11 protein-coding genes are annotated in these 14,468 nt (G+C 56.4%); 4 read left to right on the forward strand and 7 right to left on the reverse strand.

Going from position 1 to position 14,468, the window contains the following annotated elements; all coding sequences use genetic code 11:
* Nucleotides 1-7: 7 nt before the first annotated feature.
* The 5 genes from Q1B27_RS03670 to gyrA all read right to left on the reverse strand — a co-directional run bounded on the left by Q1B27_RS03670 (nt 8) and on the right by gyrA (nt 6,999).
* Nucleotides 8-1,885 carry a nucleoside-diphosphate sugar epimerase/dehydratase gene (locus tag Q1B27_RS03670; RefSeq protein ID WP_299843759.1) on the reverse strand — a complete coding sequence of 626 codons (1,878 nt, stop codon included), beginning with the start codon at nt 1,883-1,885 and terminating at the stop codon, nt 8-10.
* A gap of 259 nt (nt 1,886-2,144) precedes the next feature.
* Nucleotides 2,145-2,936, reverse strand: a complete 792-nt coding sequence (locus tag Q1B27_RS03675) for an NAD(P)-dependent oxidoreductase (RefSeq protein WP_299843761.1) — start codon at nt 2,934-2,936, stop codon at nt 2,145-2,147.
* A 142-nt stretch (nt 2,937-3,078) separates the two neighbouring features.
* Entirely contained in the window at nt 3,079-3,429 is a 351-nt protein-coding gene (locus tag Q1B27_RS03680) for a DUF6614 family protein (protein ID WP_299843763.1), read from the reverse strand.
* Between the two features lie 77 nt (nt 3,430-3,506).
* Nucleotides 3,507-4,106 carry a hypothetical protein gene (locus Q1B27_RS03685; RefSeq protein WP_299843766.1) on the reverse strand — a complete coding sequence of 200 codons (600 nt, stop codon included), beginning with the start codon at nt 4,104-4,106 and terminating at the stop codon, nt 3,507-3,509.
* A gap of 163 nt (nt 4,107-4,269) precedes the next feature.
* Entirely contained in the window at nt 4,270-6,999 is a 2,730-nt protein-coding gene (gene gyrA, locus Q1B27_RS03690) for a DNA gyrase subunit A (protein WP_299844880.1), read from the reverse strand.
* Between the two features lie 235 nt (nt 7,000-7,234).
* Here gyrA and Q1B27_RS03695 point away from each other — a divergent pair, with 235 nt between their 5' ends.
* Together Q1B27_RS03695 and Q1B27_RS03700 are read left to right on the forward strand one after the other, a co-directional pair.
* On the forward strand, nt 7,235-7,504 hold the full coding sequence (locus Q1B27_RS03695) for an usg protein (RefSeq protein ID WP_299843768.1): 270 nt from the start codon (nt 7,235-7,237) through the stop codon (nt 7,502-7,504).
* A 339-nt stretch (nt 7,505-7,843) separates the two neighbouring features.
* Complete coding sequence (locus tag Q1B27_RS03700; protein WP_299843770.1) at nt 7,844-8,464, forward strand: hypothetical protein; 621 nt, start codon at nt 7,844-7,846, stop codon at nt 8,462-8,464.
* 75 nt (nt 8,465-8,539) lie between these two features.
* Here the strand turns inward: Q1B27_RS03700 and Q1B27_RS03705 are convergent, their stop codons facing one another.
* On the reverse strand, nt 8,540-9,100 hold the full coding sequence (locus Q1B27_RS03705) for a YSC84-related protein (RefSeq protein WP_299843772.1): 561 nt from the start codon (nt 9,098-9,100) through the stop codon (nt 8,540-8,542).
* Between the two features lie 225 nt (nt 9,101-9,325).
* Nucleotides 9,326-10,321 carry a porphobilinogen synthase gene (gene hemB, locus Q1B27_RS03710; RefSeq protein WP_299843774.1) on the reverse strand — a complete coding sequence of 332 codons (996 nt, stop codon included), beginning with the start codon at nt 10,319-10,321 and terminating at the stop codon, nt 9,326-9,328.
* Nucleotides 10,322-10,442: 121 nt separating this feature from the next.
* Here hemB and Q1B27_RS03715 point away from each other — a divergent pair, with 121 nt between their 5' ends.
* Nucleotides 10,443-10,973 carry a component of SufBCD complex gene (locus Q1B27_RS03715; RefSeq protein WP_299843776.1) on the forward strand — a complete coding sequence of 177 codons (531 nt, stop codon included), beginning with the start codon at nt 10,443-10,445 and terminating at the stop codon, nt 10,971-10,973.
* A gap of 32 nt (nt 10,974-11,005) precedes the next feature.
* On the forward strand, nt 11,006-14,461 hold the full coding sequence (gene mfd, locus Q1B27_RS03720) for a transcription-repair coupling factor (protein ID WP_299843778.1): 3,456 nt from the start codon (nt 11,006-11,008) through the stop codon (nt 14,459-14,461).
* Nucleotides 14,462-14,468 lie beyond the last annotated feature (7 nt).

The raw sequence follows: 14,468 nt of genomic DNA on the forward strand, positions 1-14,468 counted from the left end.
CGTGATGTTACTCGTTGACGATGACGGGTTTCGCCTGATCGGCGCGTTCGATCCATTTCGACAGAGTTTCATTCATGAGTTTGGGATTGCGGGTTTCAATCGCCTGGCCCAAAGCGTTGAGCGCGTTGGCCATTTCGATCTCGGATAGGTGGTTTTCCTGGGCGCGCAGAATGCGTTTATGGGGCGTCGTCAGCATGTCGGACCCGATCAGCAGTTCCTCGTGCATCTTTTCGCCGGGGCGGAGCCCGGTTATTTCAATCTCGATATCGCCTTCGGGATTGGACTCGTCTCGTACGCTCAACCCCGCACCTTGGATCATCTTACGCGCGACATCACGGATCGGAACCGGCTTGCCCATGTCCAGTACGAAAACATCTCCGCCCCGCGCGAATGTGCCAGCCAATAGAACCAGCTGCACCGCTTCGGGGATGGTCATGAAATAACGGGTGATGTCATTATGGGTCAGCGTTATCGGTCCACCGCGGGCAATCTGCTCCTGAAACAGTGGAATGACCGATCCCGAAGATCCGAGCACATTACCGAACCGCACCATCGCAAAACGTGTCGTGGTCGAGCGCGTTGCCAGATCCTGGATCAGCAATTCGGCAAAACGTTTGGATGCACCCATGATCGAGGACGGGCGCACCGCCTTGTCCGTCGAAACCAGAATAAAGCGCTCTACGCCCGCCTCGCGCGCGGCATCAGCCACGACTTTGGTGCCAAGCACGTTGTTACGCATACCTTCAAGAGCGTTGTATTCGACCAGTGGCACATGCTTATAAGCGGCGGCGTGCAGTACGGTATCGACTTTGTATTTTGCCATTACGCCGGTTACCAGATCACGTTCACAGACCGATCCCAGTACCGGCTGAATGTCGATTTCGGTTCCCAGGTGGCGCAACTCTCGGTCAATTTCAAACAAAAGCAGTTCTGAGTGATCCATCAACACCACGCGTTCGGGGTTGAAGGCCATGAGTTGTCGGCAGATTTCTGACCCGATGGAACCGCCCGCACCGGTCACAAGGATCGAGCGGGAATGATAGGTTTCGGAAACGCCGGGCAGATCCTCTTCAAGGCGGTCGCGGCCAAGCAGGGCATTCAGATCGACGGATTTTTGGCCGGCTCCTTTGCCGGTGCGACGCCCGTTGAAATTGGCGAAGGACGGCAGGGCATGGATGTTACATCCCAGAGGCGACAGGCCGCGGATGATGCGGGACTGGACTGCGGCGCTGGCACTCGGCATCGCCAGGATGATCCGTTCGGCGTGGTGGTGTTGCACAAGTTGGGGGATGTCCGTGGGCGCATATACGCCAAGGCCTGCGATGATCTGACCTTGAAGTCGCGGATTGTCATCGGCAAAGGCGACAGGCCTCACGCTGTCATCGGATGCAAGCGCCGCGACAAGTTGCTGCCCCGTCTGTCCGGCCCCGTAGATGATGACCGGCGCACAGGGTTGTCCCGCATTATTACGCCGCTGTCGTCGATGGCGCAGCAGCAATCGGGCGGAAACGCTAAGTATGAGAAATATCAGGCCCGTCACCACAAATACGTGGATAGGTGTTCCAGTCTGAGCCAGCATCGGTGACGCAAGGGCAGCGATATTTGCCATACCGACGGCCACCAATGCTGAATTCGCAAAACCCTGCATCTGGTATATCGCAAGGTCAATTTTATGCAGATCCAGCAGAACCGTTGCAAGCGCCCCGGTGACCAATAACACCAGCAGATCGGTCGGGGCGGCCGCAGGCACGAATCCCCAACGCTCCGTGCCGGAAAGCAAAAGCGATGCGGCCAGATAGGAAATCACAATCAGCAATAGATCGAGTGCAAGCAGCGTCCAAGCCTTATGCGCCCGGTTGAGCGGCGTCGCTACTTCATGTTTCATGCCCGATACCCCCAACGGGCAGATATGCCCCGGTACAGCGTGACGGGCCCGATAGCCCGGCACCTGCTGGTCATTTGGTGTATCTTAGCCCGCCCATCAACACCCGAACAAGTCACGATAGCGCCAGTGCAAGAAACATGTTTTTGCTGATGCTTCTTGGTCCAAATGAGCGACCTGAAATAGTTGTCCGGGCGAAGGACACATTGCGTCACGGTTTTGTGGCAGCCCTTGACCGGTCAAGGGCGTGGTTTGTCGGCGTTCATGCAGGATCACGGTGTTGATGCCATTGCTCTATCAGAGTGTCGGCTTCTGTCGTGAGATGCAGATCGGGTAGCAGTTGGGCGAGGCGGGTTGTATCCAATGTTACCCGTTGAACTGCGCTTGTTGATGCGCGCCGCCAGAGGATTTCCTTGTCTGCGGCGGTTGCCAGAGCTTGCATCGAGATGGGGGTATGGGCCGCGATATTGAGGGTCGCGGGCAGGTCGGACGGAGGCACCCGTACCATCATAATCAGGATTTCGGCCAGATCGCGCGCACCGACATAGCTGCGTAAAGGCCCTTGGCCATCCTCAAACCGGTCGAGTGTCACAGGTTCAGTACCGGTAAGCGCAGGCGCAAGACTGTCTGCGCCCACGACATTGGCAAGCCTCAGGCATGTATGCGCAAGGCTGGGATCATCGAAACCTGCAACGCGCATTTCCAAAGCCAGTTTGGATTGGCCGTAGGCATTGATTGGCGCAGTCGGTGTTTCCTCGTCAGCGTGTTCAGCAGGGCCGTAAACGGCAGCACTGGAAATATGCAGCAATCGAGACGCGCCGCAGGTCAGAGCCACGGCGCGGCTTTCACCGGCCAGTGCCGGATTGAGGGACAGTGCCTCGGCATCCCCAGCGGTCTGGCCCCAAAGCGCGATTACTGTATCACAAGCAGGAAGCCTGTCCGCCGGTTGGCCCGGAGACCACTGGTGGGCGTTTGACCCGCGCAATTTCGTCCGCGATTGAAAATGCAGATCAACACCGTCGGGCGGATCACTCAACCAGATACGGCGTAACATCCGACCAAGCCTGCCGCCCGCACCCAGGGTCAGGACCGAAGCATTCTGTCTATCAACAAGCACCTGTTCACCGGAATTTTTTGAGCTTCATCAAGTAAGTGGTGAAACTGGAATGCTGATGTGGACCTGTCAAGCAGTTCAATCAGATCAGTGCCATCCGTTCTGCACGCTCCGGATCGGGGAAAGGGCGGTAGAGGCCAAAATCAGCCTCGGCGATCAGATCGTGCACACGGGCATGAAGCTGGGCGGTTTGATCATCCGGTTTGCCCGTTAAACGAAAGGCGCGATCAAGTTGGCTAAGGTCTTCAACCTCGACCTCCAACAGGAAATCGCGATAGACGCCGGCCGCCAGGTTCAGCTTGCGCCGGAAAAGTCGCCAATGACCAATAGCACCCTGTTGCTGAAGATGCGACATCCAGGCATCCAGAGCGGCAGAAAACACCAGCGCTTTAGCATCCTGTTTCAGGTCGATGTTGCAAGTATAGAGGTTCATTTCAAAGGCCTCTCAGCTGTCTCAATCGGGGACAGCATGGACCAGCGGGTTTGCCAGCAGGTTAACGCGCTTGAAATTCAGATGTTGGCAAAGAGGTTGATGTCGATGGCATCGTTCTTGTTATCGCGCTCAGCCGGGGGTTTCATGAAGGACGGCAGATCGAGCACCGGTCGCGCCACACGCGGTTCCGTTGGTTTTTTAAGGGCTGGCGGTGTCACGCGACGCGGAGTGACTTCAGCACCGGGAAAACGGATCTTGCGAACTCTCGCTGCGCGTCGGTGACGCATCAGAACTGCACGTCGCATCTCGTGTCGGTTCATGTTGGAGTAGTTCAATATGATGGCACAGACGAGCGTTACATCGCGCCAGAAGGCAGAAATATCTTCGAATTCCAGCAGCAGAAAATTTTGCATCAGGCTGGAACAGAAAACAAAAAGCGCCAGGATCAGTGCGGTATGGCGCAGGCTGATACCCAGCATGAAGGCGATGCTGGCGACGAATAGCAGCGTGGAGCCGATCAGATCGGCGATATTGGCTGGAAGAAACGGCAAGAAAAGTGCCTGTTGGTTGACGCCAGTCACCATATCAAGTGAGACCGCTACGAAATACGAGCCGATTACAATTCGTATCAGGTTAAGGCCTTGCTGATTGAGCCAGCGTTCGTCTCTGCGTTTCACGAGTCATCCCCGATTGGTTTTGAGGCATTGGAAAACAGTGACACTCGTCAGCGCCCGGAACAAAGTGTGGGCAGCCTCTGATTGTGGTCATAATTCGGGCAAGAATAGGCCGACCACGTGAAAATTCGTGGTTAATTGCAAGTTAAGGGCGAGTGATGCTGCCTTATTCCTCTACGGGAGATGGGGCGTCTGGCTGCGCTTCTGTTGCTTCGTCCGCCTCACTTTGTTCCGCGATCCATGCAACACTGACGACCTCTTCGCCCTTGCCGGTGTTGAATACTCGAACACCACCCGCACTACGCGAACGGAACGAAATACCATTGACCGGCACACGGATCGACTGACCCTTCGAGGTAGCCAGCATGATCTGATCTTCCAGCATGACCGGGAAAGACGCGACCAAAGGCCCACCGCGCATTGCTTTGTCCATCGCAGCCACGCCCATGCCCCCACGACCGCGCACGGGATAGCCGTGCGATGAACTGAGTTTGCCCGCGCCTTGGGATGTAATGGTGAGGATCAGATTTTCAGCCGCAAACATCTCATCAAAGCGCTCTTGGCTGATCGCGGCATTTTCGTTGCCATCCTCTTCGGGAGCCGCGTCATCTTCGGTTGCTCCCGCCATTGTGCGACGCATCTTGAGATAGGCGGCGCGCTCGTCCGGCGTGGCGACGAAATGGCGTATGACCGACATTGAGACAACCTGGTCGTCGCCGTTAAGTTTCACGCCACGTACGCCGACGGACGAACGGGAGTTGAACACGCGAACCTCAGTTGTGGGGAAACGGATTGCACGACCGGATTTGGTGACCAGCATCACATCATCGTCGTCCGAGCAGATGCGGGCGTTGATCAGCTTGGTCTCGGAATGATCATCCTCGAATTTCATCGCAATCTTGCCGTTTGATTTCACATTGGTGAAGTCGGACAGGCGGTTGCGTCGCACGGTGCCGGCGGAGGTAGCAAAGACGATCTGGAGTTCAGTCCATTGATCCTCGGGCACATCGACCGGCATGATTGCAGCAATGCTGACCCCGGTGGGGATCGGTAGAATGTTGACGATCGCCTTACCCTTCGAGGTACGCCCGCCTAGCGGCAGACGCCAGGTCTTGAGCTTGTAAACCATGCCATCCGTGGTGAAGAACAAAAGCTGCGTATGGGTATTGGCTACGAAAAGCGTGGTCACCACGTCTTCTTCCTTGGTCTGCATACCGCTCAGACCCTTACCGCCGCGCTTCTGGGCACGGAAATCAGCCAGCGCGGTACGTTTGATGTAGCCGCCGCTTGTTACGGTCACGACCATATCTTCGCGCTCGATCAGGTCTTCGTCTTCCATATCGCCCGACCAATCGACAATTTCAGTCCGGCGCGGCACGGCGAATTGGTCGCGCACCTCGCGCAGTTCATCCGCGATGATGCCCATGATCCGATCGCGAGACGCGAGGATGGCGAGGTATTCCTTAATCTTGCCCGCAAGTTCTTGCAGTTCGTCCGTTACTTCCTTGACGCCCAATTGGGTTAGGCGTTGCAGGCGTAGTTCCAGAATGGCCCGGGCCTGTGTCTCGGAGAGGTTATACGTGCCATCATCGTTGGCTGTGTGGGTCGGATCGTCGATCAGGGCGATATATTCAAGGATGTCGCCCGCTGGCCAACGCCGCGTCATCAGCTTTTCGCGCGCTTCAGCCGCATCGGCGGAGGACCGGATTGTGGCGACGATCTCATCGACATTGCTGACGGCCACGGCCAAGCCACACAGTATGTGGCTGCGTTCGCGTGCCTTACGCAGCTCAAAAGCCGTGCGCCGGGCGACCACCTCTTCGCGGAAGGCGATGAAGGAAGTCAGGAAGGCGCGCAAAGTCAACTGCTCGGGCCGGCCGCCGTTCAGGGCCAGCATGTTGCAACCGAAATAGGTCTGCATCGGCGTGAAGCGGAAAAGCTGGTTCAGCACCACCTCGGCAGTGGCGTCACGCTTGAGTTCGACCACGACTCGTACACCGTTGCGGTCGGATTCGTCCTGTACGTGGCTGACGCCTTCGATTTTCTTCTCGCGCACCTGTTCGGCAATCTTTTCGATCATCGCCGCCTTATTCACCTGATAGGGAATTTCGTCGATGACGATAGCATAACGGTCTTTGCGGATCTCCTCGACCCGGGTTTTCGAGCGGATGATGACGCTGCCGCGTCCCTCGATATAGGCCTTCCGCGCACCCGAACGGCCCAGCATGATGCCACCGGTGGGGAAATCGGGGCCGGGTACGTATTCGATCAGTTGTTCGCTTGTCAGGTCCGGATCGTCGATCAGAGCAAGCGTGGCGTCAACGATCTCTCCCAAGTTATGTGGTGGGATGTTAGTGGCCATGCCCACGGCGATGCCGCCCGCGCCGTTGACAAGCATGTTCGGGAACCGCGCGGGGAGGACGGTGGGTTCTTGATCCTTGCCGTCGTAATTGTCCTGAAAATCGACCGTGTCTTTCTCGATATCGGCCAGCAGCGAGGCGGCGGGTTTGTCCATCCGCACCTCGGTATAGCGCATGGCCGCCGGATTATCGCCGTCCATCGAACCGAAATTGCCCTGACCGTCCAGAAGCGGCAGCGACATCGAGAAATCCTGCGCCATCCGCACCAGCGCGTCATAGATGGCTGAATCCCCATGCGGGTGATATTTGCCCATGACATCGCCCACCGGACGAGCCGATTTGCGATAGGGCTTGTCGTGGCTGTTACTGGTCTCATGCATCGCGTAAAGGATACGCCTGTGCACCGGCTTCAGACCGTCGCGCAGGTCAGGGATGGCCCGACTGACAATGACGGACATGGCGTAATCCAGATACGACGTTTTCATCTCGTCTGTGATCGAGATTTTTGGGCCGTCATAGGCCGGGCGTTCCGGCATATTTTCTTCTGTATCTTCAGGGGGTTGCGGCGTATCGCTCACGTTGGTGCCTGTCCTGTTCGCAATTCTATATTTAGTTGCTGATCTTATATCAGAGACAGGATATGGGGTGCAATGGCTGTTGCCGTTTCGCACTGACAGTGATGTGCGCACGGTGACAACATATTGTTTTCATTGAAAAGTAATTTTTTTGCCCCATGATTAATATATCAGACAAATAATAAGGAGCAGAATAATGGAGATGTCTGAAACCGAGATGATGTTGAAGGGGTATGGGCTGACGACGGCGGAATTTTTCTATCACATGCCGGACTACACCCACGTGCTGAACAGCTTTGTCTGGCAGGAATATGATACCGCGCCGGACCATCCGCGGTTGTTTGAATTCATCGAGTTTTGGCAACGTGAGATCGAGGGCCCACTGCATTCAGTTGCCTTCAGCCATCGTAAATTGATTTCGCCCGGCGAGTGGCGCAATGTGACGGGGGAATTTACGCTGCATTGATCGCGGAAACGGGCTTGTTGCTGCCGCATTGCTTTTAGCAAGTTGTTGTTCTGTTGGCTTCCTCAAGAGTGACAACAGTATCTGCCCTAGAAATTCTTTTTTTATTTGGTGCAGCTAAATCGCAAAAGTCGATTTCCTCTTAGGTTTCTTGAGCTTTGTTGCTGTATTCCACTTAGAAAAACGTTAGCTCGGACGCATAGTTCAATACACTCATAAATGGATATTTTTCCAAAAAGGTTCCGCCAATAATTGTAAATTGGTGATTGATCGCCTTGGCAAATAAGTTGCTAAAACCTTCTGGTGAGGCTTTACTGATCATATTTTTTGGAGGATCGTTTTATGTCGAAGATCAATAGACTTTTCTTTTTCGATACTGTGCGTCTCACGCTGTTTGATGGAAAACTCCAGAAGAAACAGGTCGAAGGATTGACTGGCCTGCTGGATTATTGGGAAAAAAATCACGCAGCGAAGGATGATCGCTGGTTGGCATATGTGTTGGCAACTGCACATCACGAAGTTGACCGCAGGATGCAGCCTATCAAGGAATATGGCGGCGATCGGTATTTTTTTCGGATGTACGATATTCAGGGCGATCGACCGCATGTCGCCCGCGCGCTTGGTAATTTGGCCAAGGGTGATGGGGTGCTTTTTCACGGACGAGGGTTCGTGCAACTGACGGGGCGCGCCAATTATGCTGATTGGCAGAAACGTTTGGGTATCGACCTGACAAGTAGCCGTGCCAAGGCGGATCAGGTGCTCAAGCTCAAGGTTGCGACGCAAATTCTGTTTGAAGGCATGATCAAGGGCACGTTCACCGGTAAAAAACTGGGGGATTATTTCATGAATGTGAAGCAGGATTGGGAAGGTGCGCGGCGCATCATCAACGGCACGGACAAGAAAAAGCTGATCGCTTCCCATGCCAAGGCATATTACGCGGCCATTTCGTATACCACCGCTTGACCGGAAATTCTTTTGGGCTTTACCCGGTCAATGAAGGCGCAAGAAAGCGCCTTCATTTAGTGTAATAAGGTCGTTTTATGGTATGATCCGGGTGTATTTTACACCCTCAAGCGAGGCTCCGGCCATCGCGCCAGCCTGCCCAAAGATCACAGCCACCACCGGCGAGTTGAGTGCCGTGGTTTCTGCCCGAAGGTTCTCACCCTCGTCCTTGAAGACATATTCGATATCAGCCCCGGCGGCCCAACCCGACGAGCGGCGGAAATTTGAAAGTGCATCTTCGGTCATGAAAAACAGAACGTGCGAGAACTGCTGCCCACCGATCTGCAATCCAAAGCTGCCTTTGGTTGCGGAATAGTAATCCACGGTCGATCCATTGATCCGCAATGCTCCGCGACCAAAACCGCCACCCACGCCAAACCCGGCCTCGGTAATCAGAGGCATGACCAGTGTGCCTGCGGATTTCGCGGCGACGTCCTGGACGTTAGGGTAGGTGGTGTAGAGGTAGTTGAGAGTGGAATCGACCCGCGCATCGATGCGCGCGCCGCCTTGACTGCCGACGCCGTTATTGCATGCGGCGGTAAGGCCCGCGCCTGCAAGAGCGGCCAGCGTGAAGCTGCGTCTGGTGAAATTGCTCATAGGTTTGCCTGTTTGGTTGCCTGACTTGAATGCCGATGTTTTTCCTCACCGGTCTACCGCCAGAGTATAGGGGGCAAATCAGCCTCTGTCACTATGGATTGTGGGCGTAACAGGATATGATGGCGGTTGGAACAAGAACAGCTCGCCGCCATCCGTCGCATACAGAAAACCTTGTTGTACAATGTTTTGGATCGATCGACCGAGCCAATAGCTAAGATGTAAGGTTCAACCTAGTGCTTTGGCCACAGCAGGCGCGAAATAGGTCAGCACGCCGTCACAGCCAGCCCGTTTAAAGGCCATCAGGCTTTCCAGCATCGCGCGATCACCGTCGATCCAGCCGTTCTGCGCCGCCGCCATGATCATCGCGTATTCGCCCGAGACTTGATAGGCATAGGTTGGTGCGCCAAAATTGTCTTTGACCCTGCGACAGATATCCAGATAGGGCATGCCGGGTTTGACCATGACCATGTCCGCGCCTTCGTTCAGGTCGCGTTCAACCAACCGCAGGGCCTCATCCGAGTTGGCAGGATTCATTTGGTAGGTTTTCTTGTCTCCCTTCAGCGCACCTGACGCACCGACCGCATCGCGGAACGGACCGTAAAAGGCGCTGGCGTATTTGGCGGCATAGCTGAGCAGCAGCGTGTTCTTATGTCCGGCGGCTTCGAGCGCAGTTCGAATGGCGCCAATGCGGCCATCCATCATGTCCGAAGGACCGATAATGTCGACTCCGGCTTCGGCTTGGGAAAGAGCCTGCTTTACCAGCGCCTCAATCGTTTCATCGTTAACGATTTCGTCTCCCACGACAAAACCGTCATGGCCGGTGTCAGAATAGGGGTCAAGCGCCACATCGGTCATGACCGCAATCTCGGGCACGGCATCCTTGATGGCACGTGTCGCGCGATTGGAAAGATTGTCTGGGTTCCAGGCCTCGGCGCAATCGGCGGTGCGGTTTTCATCGGATGTGTAGGGAAACAGGCAAATAACAGGAATACCCAGATCGGCGGCTTCGCGCGCGGCCTGCACTACCTTGTCAACGCTGCGACGCAAGACGCCGGGCATCGAGGGCACGGGCTCTTCCACGCCGTCGCCTTCGCGAACAAAAACGGGCCAGATCAGGTCTGCCGGGCTTAGGGTGTTTTCAGCTACCAGCGCGCGAATTGCGGCGGATTGGCGGGTGCGGCGCAGGCGTGTTGCGGGGAAGGGGGCTTGGCTCGGGCGCATGGGACGGCTTTCGATGATGTTGCTGATTTCTGAGTGGCATGGAATTTCACGCATCTCAAGGGTAGGAATTGCCGCGCCGCGACGCTAAGAGGGGCGCTAGAGTGACATCAGAGGCGCGGCAGTGGACTGGTATCAGAGTGTATTCGAGTTAATTGACATGCGCAGTTTCAGCAACCTGTGGTTCTGGATTGCGTTGGCGGTGATGTGGTCATCGACCAGTCATTGGGTGTTGGGTGTGCCGTGGGACATGGCGCAACGCGCACGCAAGGAAGATGATGTGCAGGGGGTTACCGATTTTGAAGATCTGGTACGAATCTATACGAACCGCATCCTTTATATTGCGGATACATCCGGGCTGCTTCTGGCGGGGTTTGTCTGTTTCATTCTGACGGTGCTGCTGTTGATGGGATTTGTCTATCGCCATGAATTTGCGCAGGCTGTATTTTTGCTGGCCTTTCCGATGAGTCAGGTTGGACTTCTTTCTGTTGTCACAGCACGGCGCATCCGGCGCGACAAGCTACGAGGCAAGGAACTATATAAGCGGCTATACCGGCACCGGATCATCACCCAGGTGATTGGCATGCTGTCGATCTTTGTGACCGCCATGTGGGGTATGTTGCAGAACTTGTCAGTCGGTGTTTTAGGCGGCTAACGGATAGCAACAAGGCGCGGTGGACGCTTGGCATGGGTGGATCAGAACATATCACGGTGGGTGGTGCGCCCGAAGGGTTTGACGCCCGCCTGATCCTGAAAGAGGTGACCCGGCAAGGTGCGCCCGTTGTTCATATCGCCCGCGATGATAAACGCATGGCCGCCATGGCCGAGGCATTGCGCTTTTTCACCCCTGACATGCCAGTGATGCAGTTTCCCGGTTGGGATTGTCTGCCGTATGATCGGGTCTCGCCCAATGCCGATACCTCAGCCGCGCGGATGGCCACGTTGGCCGGGCTGGTGCACGGCATGCCAGACCGATTTATTCTGCTGACAACGTTAAACGCCGCGACGCAAAGACTACCATCGCGCAGCGTATTGAAAGAGGCGGCGTTCAGCGCCCATGTCGATCAGCAACTGGATGAAAACGCTTTGCGCTCATTCTTGACGCGGATGGGCTTTTCCCAGGCGCCCACTGTGATGGAACCCGGCGACTTTGCCGTTCGTGGGGGGATCATCGACATCTACCCGCCGGGCGATACCGGCCCGGTGCGATTGGATATGTTCGGCGATGTGCTGGATGGCATCCGTCGCTTTGATCCGGCCACTCAACGAACGATCGAAAAGTTAAAGATTATCGAACTGGCACCGGTATCCGAGGTTATTCTGGATGAGGCCGCGATTACTCGGTTCCGGCAGAATTACAGGATCGAGTTTGGCGCAGCGGGCACCGATGACCCCTTGTACGAAGCGGTGAGTGCGGGGCGCAAGCATCAGGGTGTTGAGCATTGGTTGCCGTTTTTTCATGATCGACTGGAGACACTCTTCGACTACTTGCCAGGGGCCACGATCACGTTGGATGACCAGGTGACACCGGCACGATTGGCCCGTTGGGACGGCGTTGCCGATCAGTACGAGGCACGAACCCATGCGCTGGCACAGAAAACTCGGGGCGATACGGTCTACAAGCCTGTGCCGCCGGGCCTTCTATATCTTGATGACGCGGCCTGGGACGATGCGATCAACGGCCACCGGTTGCTGCAACTGGCTCCCTTGCCGCAGGCCCTTGGCCCCGGTGTGATTGACGCGAGTGGCCGGATCGGGCGGAATTTCGCACCGGAGCGCCAGATGGAATCGGTGGCTCTTTTTGGCGCTCTCAAGACCCATATCGACGCAAAACTGGCATCGGGCCCGGTTCTGGTTGCGGCTTATTCCGAGGGCGCGCGCGAGCGTCTGGAAGGCCTCTTGGAAGATGAGGGCATGATCGGTGCGGTGACGGTGAAGGATGCGACCCGGATCGGCAAGACCGGTCTGCATCTGGCTGTTTGGGCATTGGAACAGGGGTTCGAGGCCCCTGATCTGACGGTGATCGCGGAACAGGATATTCTGGGCGACAGGTTGATCCGCGCGCCGAAGAAGCGCCGCCGGGCCGAGAATTTCCTGACCGAGGCGCAGGCGCTGAGCGCTGGTGACTTGGTGGTGCATGTCGACCACGGGATCGGACGGTATCATGGGTTGGAAGTGATCACCGCTGCCGGGGCGGCGCACGAATGCTTGGTGCTGGAATATGCCGAGGAATCGCGTCTTTACCTGCCGGTCGAAAACATCGAACTGCTGTCAAAATACGGTCACGAGGAAGGTTTGTTGGACCGGTTGGGCGGCGGCGCGTGGCAAGCTAAGAAGGCCAAGCTGAAAGAACGCATTCGCGAGATGGCCGACAGGCTGATCCGCATCGCCGCTGAACGCGCCCTGCGCAGCGCTCCCGTGCTGGAGCCCGAACATCACGCCTGGGAGGAGTTTTCCGCGCGCTTCCCCTATCAGGAGACCGACGATCAGCTGCGCGCCATCGAAGACGTGATGGCGGATCTCGAAGCCGGTACACCGATGGACCGGCTGATCTGTGGCGATGTCGGTTTTGGCAAGACCGAGGTGGCGATGCGTGCGGCCTTTGTTGCCGCCATGTCCGGCATGCAGGTGGTGGTGATCGCACCGACGACGTTGTTGGCACGGCAGCACTACCAGAGTTTTTCGGAACGATTCCGCGGTTTTCCGGTTTCTGTCAAGCCGCTGTCACGGTTCGTATCTGCCGGCGAGGCCGCAAAAACGCGGGACGAACTGGCGCGCGGGCAGGTGGATATCGTCGTGGGAACGCATGCGCTTTTGGCCAAGGGCATCCGGTTCAAGAACCTTGGTCTGCTGGTGATTGACGAAGAACAACGGTTTGGCGTGGGCCACAAGGAGCGGCTGAAGCAATTGCGCAGTGACGTGCATGTGCTGACCCTGACCGCCACGCCGATCCCCCGGACGCTGCAACTGTCCTTGTCAGGAGTTCGTGACCTGAGCATCATCGGGACGCCACCGGTGGACCGCCTGTCGATCCGCACCTATGTCAGCGAATTCGATACAGTCACGATCCGCGAAGCGTTGCTGCGCGAACATTACCGCGGTGGGCAGTGCTTTTACGTTGTCCCGCGGATTTCAGACCTGCCGGAGATCGAAGATTTCCTGAAAACGCAGGTGCCCGAGATCAGCTATGTGATCGCGCATGGCCAGATGGCGGCTGGAGAGTTGGATAGCCGCATGAATGCCTTTTATGACGGCAAGTATGATGTGCTGCTGGCCACGACAATTGTCGAATCGGGGCTTGATATTCCTACTGCCAATACGATGGTCATTCACCGGGCGGATATGTTTGGCCTCAGCCAGCTATATCAGATTCGGGGGCGCGTAGGGCGCTCGAAAACCCGTGCCTATGCCTATCTGACGACCAAACCCCGGATGCGTCTTACCCCAACGGCGGAAAAGCGGCTGCGCGTGCTGGGCAGCCTGGATACACTGGGGGCGGGCTTTACCCTGGCCAGCCAGGATCTGGATATTCGGGGGGCTGGCAACCTTCTGGGCGAAGAACAATCCGGGCAGATGCGCGATGTGGGGTACGAACTCTATCAGTCGATGCTGGAAGAGGCGATTGCCAAGATCAAGGCCGGAGAACTCGAAGGGTTAAGCGATGCTGATGATCAATGGGCACCGCAAATCAATCTGGGCGTGCCGGTCCTGATCCCGGAATCTTTTGTGCCTGATCTGGATGTGCGCCTGGGGCTATATCGCCGTCTCAGCGGGTTGCAACGCAAGGTGGAGCTGGAAGGCTTTGCCGCCGAACTGATTGATCGCTTTGGCAAACTGCCGCGCGAGGTCAACATGCTGATGCTGATCGTGCGGATCAAGGCGATGTGCAAAAAGGCAGGTATTGCAAAGCTGGACGGTGGTCCCAAGGGCGCAACGATCCAGTTTCATAATGACAAGTTCGCCTCGCCCCAGGGATTGGTCCAGTTCATTCAGGATCAACGCGGGCTGGCGAAGGTGCGCGACAACAAGATCGTGGTCCGGCGCGACTGGAAGAAAGAAGGCGACAAGATCAAGGGTGCCTTCGCCATCGCACGTGATCTGGCCGAAAAGGTCGTGGCAGAGAAAAAGCGCGCCAAACCCTAAATCTCTA

Origin of the sequence: uncultured Roseovarius sp., from assembly GCF_947489715.1 — a bacterium.
Classification (GTDB): Bacteria; Pseudomonadota; Alphaproteobacteria; order Rhodobacterales; family Rhodobacteraceae; genus Roseovarius.